General features: G+C 31.7%; 4 protein-coding genes. All 4 read right to left on the minus strand.

Annotation, left to right across the window (positions count from 1 at the left end; all coding sequences use genetic code 11):
* Positions 1-93: 93 nt before the first annotated feature.
* A complete protein-coding gene (gene nifJ, locus MR285_RS06065) occupies positions 94-3,627 on the minus strand; it encodes a pyruvate:ferredoxin (flavodoxin) oxidoreductase (protein ID WP_293559058.1) in 3,534 nt (1,177 codons plus the stop codon).
* Between the two features lie 223 nt (positions 3,628-3,850).
* Complete coding sequence (hprK, locus tag MR285_RS06070; protein WP_293559060.1) at positions 3,851-4,762, minus strand: HPr(Ser) kinase/phosphatase; 912 nt, start codon at positions 4,760-4,762, stop codon at positions 3,851-3,853.
* Positions 4,752-6,614 (minus strand): excinuclease ABC subunit UvrC, encoded by a 1,863-nt coding sequence (gene uvrC, locus MR285_RS06075; RefSeq protein WP_293559062.1) that lies wholly within the window; start codon positions 6,612-6,614, stop codon positions 4,752-4,754. The genes hprK and uvrC overlap by 11 nt, the downstream gene beginning before the upstream one ends.
* Positions 6,615-8,416, minus strand: a 1,802-nt coding sequence (locus tag MR285_RS06080) for an aminopeptidase P family protein (RefSeq protein ID WP_366934096.1), incomplete at its 5' end; no start/stop codon positions are given.

Raw genomic sequence — 8,416 nt, forward strand, 5'->3', positions numbered from 1 at the left:
TTATAAAAGTTTAACACATATATAATAAAATTTACACAAAAAACTCGCCTAAGTTTCCTTAAGCGAGTTTAATTTATAAAATATACTGTAATTTTATTCTTCTTCAGAACGAGTTACATAACTTGCATATCTTTCTTTAGCATTTTCTTCTGCTACTTCATAAAGTTTTTCAGCTCTTTCAGGGAATAATTTCTTAAGTGAAGTATATCTAACTTCTCCATCTAAGAAGTCTCTGAAAGGTTTAGTAGGTTCTTTAGAATCTAAGATAAATGGATTTTTTCCTTGCGCTTTGAGTTCAGGATTGAATCTATATAGATGCCAATAACCAGTTTCTACAGCTTTCTTTTCTTCTTCTACTGAGAATCCCATTCCAACTCTAATTCCATGGTTTATACATGGTGCGTAGGCAATTATTAGTGATGGACCATCATAAGCTTCAGCCTCTTTAATTGCTTTGAAAGCTTGGTTCTTGTCTGCACCAAGAGCGATTTGTGCAACATATACATAACCATAAGTTGTAGCCATTAATCCAAGATCTTTCTTCTTAGTTAACTTACCAGCTGCAGCAAATTGTGCAATTGCTGCTGTTGGAGTTGCCTTAGATGCTTGTCCACCTGTGTTTGAATATACCTCAGTATCAAGAACTAATACATTGATGTTTTCACCTGATGCAAGAACATGGTCTAGTCCACCATATCCAATATCATATGCCCAGCCGTCTCCACCAATGATCCATTGACTCTTCTTAATTAAGAATCTTTCAAGGCTTTGTAATGTTTCAATGATATCGTCAGCCTTTTCATTTCCGAATTTTTTATCAAGAACTTTTAATACATTTGCACTTGCAGCCTTAGAAGTCTTGTAATCATCCTTGCCTTCTATCCACGCATTAAATGCATCATTTGCATCTTTATCTACATTAAGTTCAATAAATTCTTTCATTAGATTTTCAATTCTATTTCTAGTTTGTTCTTGAGATACCGCCATACCATATCCGTATTCAGCATTATCTTCGAATAATGAGTTAGCCCAAGATGGTCCATTTCCACAATCATCTGTACAATATGGCATTGATGGTGCAGAACCGCCCCAAATTGATGAACATCCTGTTGCATTTGCAATACTCATTCTATCTCCAAATAATTGAGTAACAAGTTTTACATATGGAGTTTCCCCACAACCTGCACAAGCTCCAGAGAATTCAAGATATGGAGTTTGGAATTGAGAGTTCTTGAAGTTGTTTGGTTCAATATTTTCTTCTTTAGACTTAATATGTTCAGAAGCATATTCCCAGTTAGCTGCTTGTACATCAATTTCATTTTCAAATGGAGACATTACAAGTGCTTTTTCTTTAGCAGGACAAACTTGAGCACAATTTCCACAACCAGTACAATCTAGTGGTGAAATTTGCATTCTATATTCATAATTTTCAAGTCCCTTTCCTATTGCTTTTTTAGTTTCAAATCCTTCAGGTGCATTAGCCATTTCTTCTTTATCGGCTAAGAATGGTCTTATAACTGCGTGAGGACATACTAATGAACATTGGTTACATTGAATACAGTTTTCAATCTTCCAGTGAGGAACATTTACAGCAATTCCTCTCTTTTCGTAACGACTTGTTCCAGCTGGGAATGTTCCATCAGGCATATCAACGAAAGCGGAAACTGGAAGGTCGTTACCTTCTTGTCTATTCATTGGAATAAGAATATTGTTGATAAAGTCAGGTGCTCCATCAATTTTGAAGTCTTTAGTAGTATCAGCATTTTTCCAAGAATCTTTTACTTCGATTTTCTTTAATGCATCTATTCCACGGTCTACTGCAGCATAGTTCATCTTAACTATATCGTCACCCTTAGCGCCGTAATCTTTTACGATTGCTTCTTTAAGAAGTTTAACAGCTTCGTCAAGTGGAAGTACTTGGGATAGATTAAAGAATGCAGCTTGCATTACCATATTAGTTCTTCCGCCAAGTCCAACTTCTGCAGCAATTTTTGTAGCATTAATTGTATAGAACTCAATTTCATTGTCTGCAATGTATTTTTTCATATAACCTGGAAGATGTTCGTCAAGTTCTTCTTCATTCCAAATAGTATTTAGTAAGAATTTGCCGCCTTTTTTAAGTCCTCTCAATAGATCATAAGAGTATACATAAGATTGTTTTGAACAAGAAATAAAATCAGTTTCAGTTAATAAATAAGTTGAAGTGATTTTATTTTTACCAAATCTCAAGTGAGACATTGTAACTCCACCAGATTTTTTGGAGTCATAGTCAAAATAACCTTGAGCATACATATCAGTGTTATCACCAATAATTTTAATTGCTGATTTATTTGCACCAACAGTACCATCAGATCCAAATCCCCAGAATTTACATCTAATAGTTCCTTCAGGTTCAGTTGTAATTACTTGTTTAATTGGAAGTGATTTATTAGTTACATCATCAATGATACCAACTGTGAAGTCATTTTTAGGTTTATCTTCTTTAAGGTTATCAAATACTGAAAGAATATCTGTTGGATTAGTGTCTTTAGATCCAAGACCATAAATACCACCAACGATAAGTGGTTTTTTATCTGATTCATAGAAGGCATCTCTAATGTCTAAGTATAGAGGTTGTCCAGCTGCTCCCTTTTCTTTAGTTCTGTCAAGAACTGCAATTCTTTCAACAGTTTCTGGAATTGCTTTCATTAAGTGTTCAATTGAGAAAGGTCTGTATAGGTGAACTTTAACAAGTCCTGTCTTTTCTCCTCTTGCATTTAGATAATCTACAACTTCTTCAATTGTTTCTGTAACAGAACCCATTGCTACGATAATATTAGTAGCGTCTTTAGCTCCGTAATAGTTAAATAAATTATATTCTCTTCCTGTTAACTTAGAAATTTCTTTCATATAATTTTCAGTAATACCAACTATGTTTGTATAGTACTTATTTGAAGCTTCAATTTCTTGGAAATAAATATCAGGATTTTGAGCAGTACCTCTTACTTGAGGTCCATTTGGATTTAAAGCTCTTTCCTTAAATTCTTTAATTGCTTCCTTGTCAACAAGTTTTTCTAAATCTTCATAATTAAGTACTTCAATCTTTTGCACTTCGTGAGATGTTCTAAATCCATCAAAGAAATGAACAAAAGGAACTCTACCTTTAATTGCAGACAAGTGAGCAACACCAGCTAAATCCATTGCTTCTTGAACTGATCCTGATGCAAGAAGTGCAAATCCTGATGCTCTTGCTGCCATAACGTCTTGATGATCGCCAAAAATTGATAGTGCATGAGATGCTAATGCTCTTGCTGCTACGTGGAATACTCCTGGAAGTAATTCCCCTGCAATCTTATACATATTAGGTAGCATAAGTAATAAACCTTGAGATGCTGTGTAAGTAGAAGTAAGTGATCCGGCTTGTAATGCGCCGTGAACAGCTCCTGCAGCTCCTCCTTCTGATTGTAACTCCTTAACCAATACTTCTTGTCCAAAAATATTTTTTCTTCCTTGAGAAGCCCAAGCATCAATGTGCTCAGCCATTGGAGATGATGGAGTTATAGGGTAAATACAAGCAACGTCAGAAAACGCATAGGCTACATGAGCGGCTGCTTCATTACCATCCATTGTTTTAAATGTTTTAGCCATATTATCCTCCCATTATTAATAATATAAATATAAACTAACCATACTCTTTATATTATAGAACTTAATTTAATAAATTTCAATAATATTATTAATAAATCAGCTTAAATAATTGAAAACAGCGAACTGTGAAAGACGTTTCATATTGTGGAATTATATATTTTTTAAAATTTTTTTATTTATTATTAATAAAAATAAATAAGAGAGCTAATATGCTCTCTTAAATCTAATCTACTTTTTTTAACATTCTCTCATTAAGAGCTAATGCTGGATTATATCCCAATTCCTTTTGTTTGTAGTTTTTTGTAGCAACCTCTATAATAAGTGCAGTGTGTCTTCCTGGTTTTACTGGTATATCAAACTTAACTACATCAATGCCCAAAATATTTTGGTAATTATTGTCAAGTCCAAGTCTTTCATATTCCTTTGACTCGTCCCAATCTTCTAAATTTACTACAACTTCTATTGCCTTTTCTTCCATTACAAAACCAATTCCAAACATTTTTTGAATATCAATAATGCCAACTCCTCTTATTTCCATAAAATATTTTGTAATGTCTGGAGATTTTCCAATTAACTTTTTGTCCATATTTTTTATAATTACAGAGTCATCAGAAATTAGCCTTGCGCCATTTGAAATTAAATCAAGAGCAGTTTCACTTTTTCCAATTCCACTTCTTCCAGTAATAAGTACGCCGATTCCAGAGATGTCAAGCAAAACTCCGTGCATTCTCATAGTAGGTGCCAATGCTTCGTCAACTAAAGATATAATTTTACTGAAAATTTTTGATGTAGTGTCTGGACTTCTAACTATGGTTACATTATGTTTTTTAGCCAAAATTTTTGCTTGTGGAAAAATAAAATTATTTCTTGAAAATACGACTACTGGAATATTGTACTTAAATAATTTCTCAAGTGTAGAATATTTTTCTTCATCGTCTAGCGAATTTATATAATGCCATTCTTGAGTTCCAATAAGCTGAATTCTATCTTTGACAAATTTCGCATAATATCCGCACAATTGTAATCCCGGTCTATTTATGTCGCTATTTATAATTTCAATCTCTTTATAATCAGTAGACTCATGAATAATTTCTAAATTTAATTCATCTACTATATATTTTAATTTAACTCCCATTTTTTGTTCTCCTAAAATGTTCATAAAGTGAATTAGCACTTTTTTCATTCATTGATTCAACTTCTAAAAGCTCTTCCACGCTTGCATTTTTTATTTTGTCAATGGATTTAAAATGTTTTAACAAGTTCTCTTTTCGCTTAGGTCCAATCATTTTTATGTCATCAAGTTCGGACTTAAACATTGTTTTTGACCTTAAATTTCTGTGATAATTTATAGCAAATCTATGGGCTTCTTCTTGAATTTTGTAAATCATTTTATAAGCTCTAGAATTCAAGTCAACATTATATTCTTCATTATTGTAAATAATTCCACGAGTTCTGTGAAAATCATCCTTTACAAGCCCACAAATTTCTAATTTTAAATTTAGTTTATCCAAAATTTCCTTTGCAGCGTTTACTTGACCTTTTCCGCCGTCCATCATTATTAAATCCGGAAAATTTGAAAAAGATGTATTCTTATCCCTTTTCTTTTCTTCAACACCTCTTGTAAATCTTCTCTCTATTACCTCTTTTAAGCTTGAATAATCATCAGGACCAATTACATTTTTAATTCTAAACTTTCTATAATCACTTTTTTTAGAATCTCCATCTTCAAATACAACCATGGATCCTACAGATTCAACGCCAGAAATATTAGAAATATCGTAGGCTTCAATACGTCTTGGAGTATCACTTAGTCCAATTAAGTTTTTTATTTCTTCAAGTGCCAACTTATTTGATTCTGCACGCTTTTTATATTTGTCCCCATATTTTTCAATCATATCAAGAGCATTTCTCTTCACCATTTTAATTAATTCTTTTTTATCGCCCTTTATAGGAACAGTTATTGTAACTTTGTTCCCTCTTTTTTCTGAAAGCCAATCTTCTAAAACTTTAGCATCCATTGGTTTATCTTCAATAATAATTTCCTTTGGAATATAACTTGCTCCAATATAAAATTGTTTTAAAAATGAAGAGAAAATTTCATCATAACTGTCATTGTAATAATCTCTTATCATATAGTGCTCTCTGCCAATAATTTTTCCCTTTCTAAAAAAGAAAATTTGAATTAATACTTCTTCTATCCCCTTTGCAAGAGCAATAATGTCTTTATCATCACGAGCTTCTGGATCACTTATAAGTTGTCTTTCCTTTAAATATTCTAAATTTTTAATTCTATCACGAATGTCTGCAGCATTTTCGTAATCCAAATTTCTTGAATAATCCATCATCTTTTCGTGAAGCTTATCTAGTAATTTGTTATTAGAACTAGATAAAAAGCTCAAAACTTCATCAACCATTATATTGTAATCCTCGTCCTTTACATTGCCTATACAAGGCCCAAGGCATTTTCCAATATAATAATTAAGACATGGTCTGTAACTCTTTTCTTCAACATTTTCAAGATTTAAGTTGCAAGTTCTAAGAGGATAAATCCTTTCAAAAGTTTCTATTGATCCATTTACAGCAAAAACATCTGGATAAGGTCCAAAATATTTTGCCCCATCCTTTAATATTCTTCGAGTTTTTATAACTCTAGGAAATCTTTCATTTAGCATTACCTTGATATACGGATATTGTTTATCATCACGCAAAAGGATATTGTATTTTGGAAGATTATCCTTAATTAAATTTGACTCAAGTACAAGGGATTCCACTTCATTTTCAACTATAATATACTCAAAATCGTGAATTTTTGAGACCATGCTGGCAACTTTTTTTGAACTCTTTCCATAAGAACCAAAGTACTGTCTAACTCTTTTTCTAAGAGATTTAGCTTTTCCAACATAAATTATCTCATCTAATTCATTTTTCATTATATAAACTCCTGGTTTATCAGGAAGTTTGTCAAGCCTTTCTCTTAAATCTATCAATTATCTAATTACCTCTCTCGTTGACTCTCTTAAATAATCTAAAATTTCTCCCTCAAAAAATGGACTTAATTTTGCAAAAACTTCTTTATGATAAGAATTCAAAGCTTCTAATTGCCTATCTGTAAGTAAGTTTACATCAATTGCCTTTAGTTCAAAAGGGCAAAAAGAAATTGTCTTAAATTTATTAAATACCGAATCTACTGTTTTACAGTCAAAGACAACTCTCATAATATTTTCGATTCTTATACCATATTTATTTTCTTTATAAACTCCCGGCTCATTTGATACAATCATATTCTCTTTCATTCTGACTGCAGGGGCTCTTGGCGAAATCCTCTGTGGTCCCTCGTGAACTGAAAGCACAAACCCAATTCCATGACCTGTGCCACATTTGTAATCTAATCTTTCTTGCCACAATGCATACCTTGCAATTCCATCTAAAGCTAAATCATATGTCCCCTTTAAGAAAACTGCATCCATTAAGTTTATGTGACTCTTCAAAGTTAAAGTGTAATCATGAATTTCTTCATCTGTGAGTTCACCCATGGCAATAGTTCTTGTTATGTCCGTTGTTCCAGAATAATATTGCCCACCTGAATCTACAAGATAAAAACCTTTAGGCTCAATTATAGATTCATTTTCCTTAGTTGCATGATAGTGCATCATTGCAGCATTTGCTCCATAGGCAGAAATTGTCTCAAAAGAATTTGAAATATATAGTGGATCTTCAGCACGAAGACTGTCAAGTTTCATTGCAGCTTCATATTCACCAATTTTATTTTCTGCATTTTCTTTCAACCAATAAATGTATTTAAATAATGCAACTCCATCTCTAATATATGTTTCTTCAAGATTTTTTATTTCAACATCATTTTTAATTGATTTTAAATTTTCAGAAATGTTATTGCCGAAAATTATTTCATTTTTATTGCAAATAGATTTATAAATTCTTTCGTTAATAGAATTTGGATCTAAATAAATTTTTTTATATTCATAATTCTTTAAATAATAATAAAATTCAGAATAATCTCTTAATTCAGCTACTTTACAAATATCTTTTTCAATTTTTCTTGTCTTAGTTTTGTCTGTAAATAAAGTAACTTTGTCCTTTTCAATAATCATAAAAGAAATCAATACTGGAGTATCCTTTATGTCCATTCCACGAATGTTTAGTGTCCATGCAATATCAACAAGTGAAGAAACTATGGTTAAATCAACTTTTTTACTATCTAAAATCTTTCTAATTTCAGAAATTTTTTCATTAGCAGATTTCCCAGCGTATTTTACATCAAGTAAAGAAGCATCATCACTTGGAAGAGGACATCTATCTTTCCAAAGTCCTCCAATTAAGTCAATGTCAATGATTTTTACATCTTTTTCCCTTATTTTTTGCGACAAAAAGATAAAACTTTCATGAGAAAAATATTCTGCATTAATTCCAAGAGTTTCTCCGTCTTTAATATTTTCTGAAACCCAATCGTCGTAATTTAAAACCCCATCTAAACCTTGTTTTTTAAGTTCAAAACCAAAATTTTTGATTTCCCTTGCGGCCTGGATAAAATATCTTCCATCAGTCCAAAGATATGCCTCATCCATAGTTATAACTGCCGTCCCCTGCGAACCAGTAAATCCCGTTACAAATTCCAATTCCTTAAAATAATCTGGAAGGTATTCTGAACCATGAGGGTCCTTAGTTGGAATAATATAAAAATCTATATTTTTTTCTTTCATTATATTTCTAATTTCATTTAAAATCACAAAATCACATCCTAAGTTATATATTATCACAAGAGGAAAATAGG

It is taken from the genome of Peptoniphilus sp. (genome assembly GCF_022767005.1).
Taxonomy (GTDB): domain Bacteria; phylum Bacillota; class Clostridia; order Tissierellales; family Peptoniphilaceae; genus Peptoniphilus_A.

Excerpts from the sequence above, each read along its gene's own strand:
- hprK (WP_293559060.1), bottom strand. The coding sequence starts at position 4,762 with ATGGGAGTTAAATTAAAATATATAGTAGATGAATTAAATTTAGAAATT.
- nifJ (WP_293559058.1), bottom strand. The coding sequence starts at position 3,627 with ATGGCTAAAACATTTAAAACAATGGATGGTAATGAAGCAGCCGCTCAT.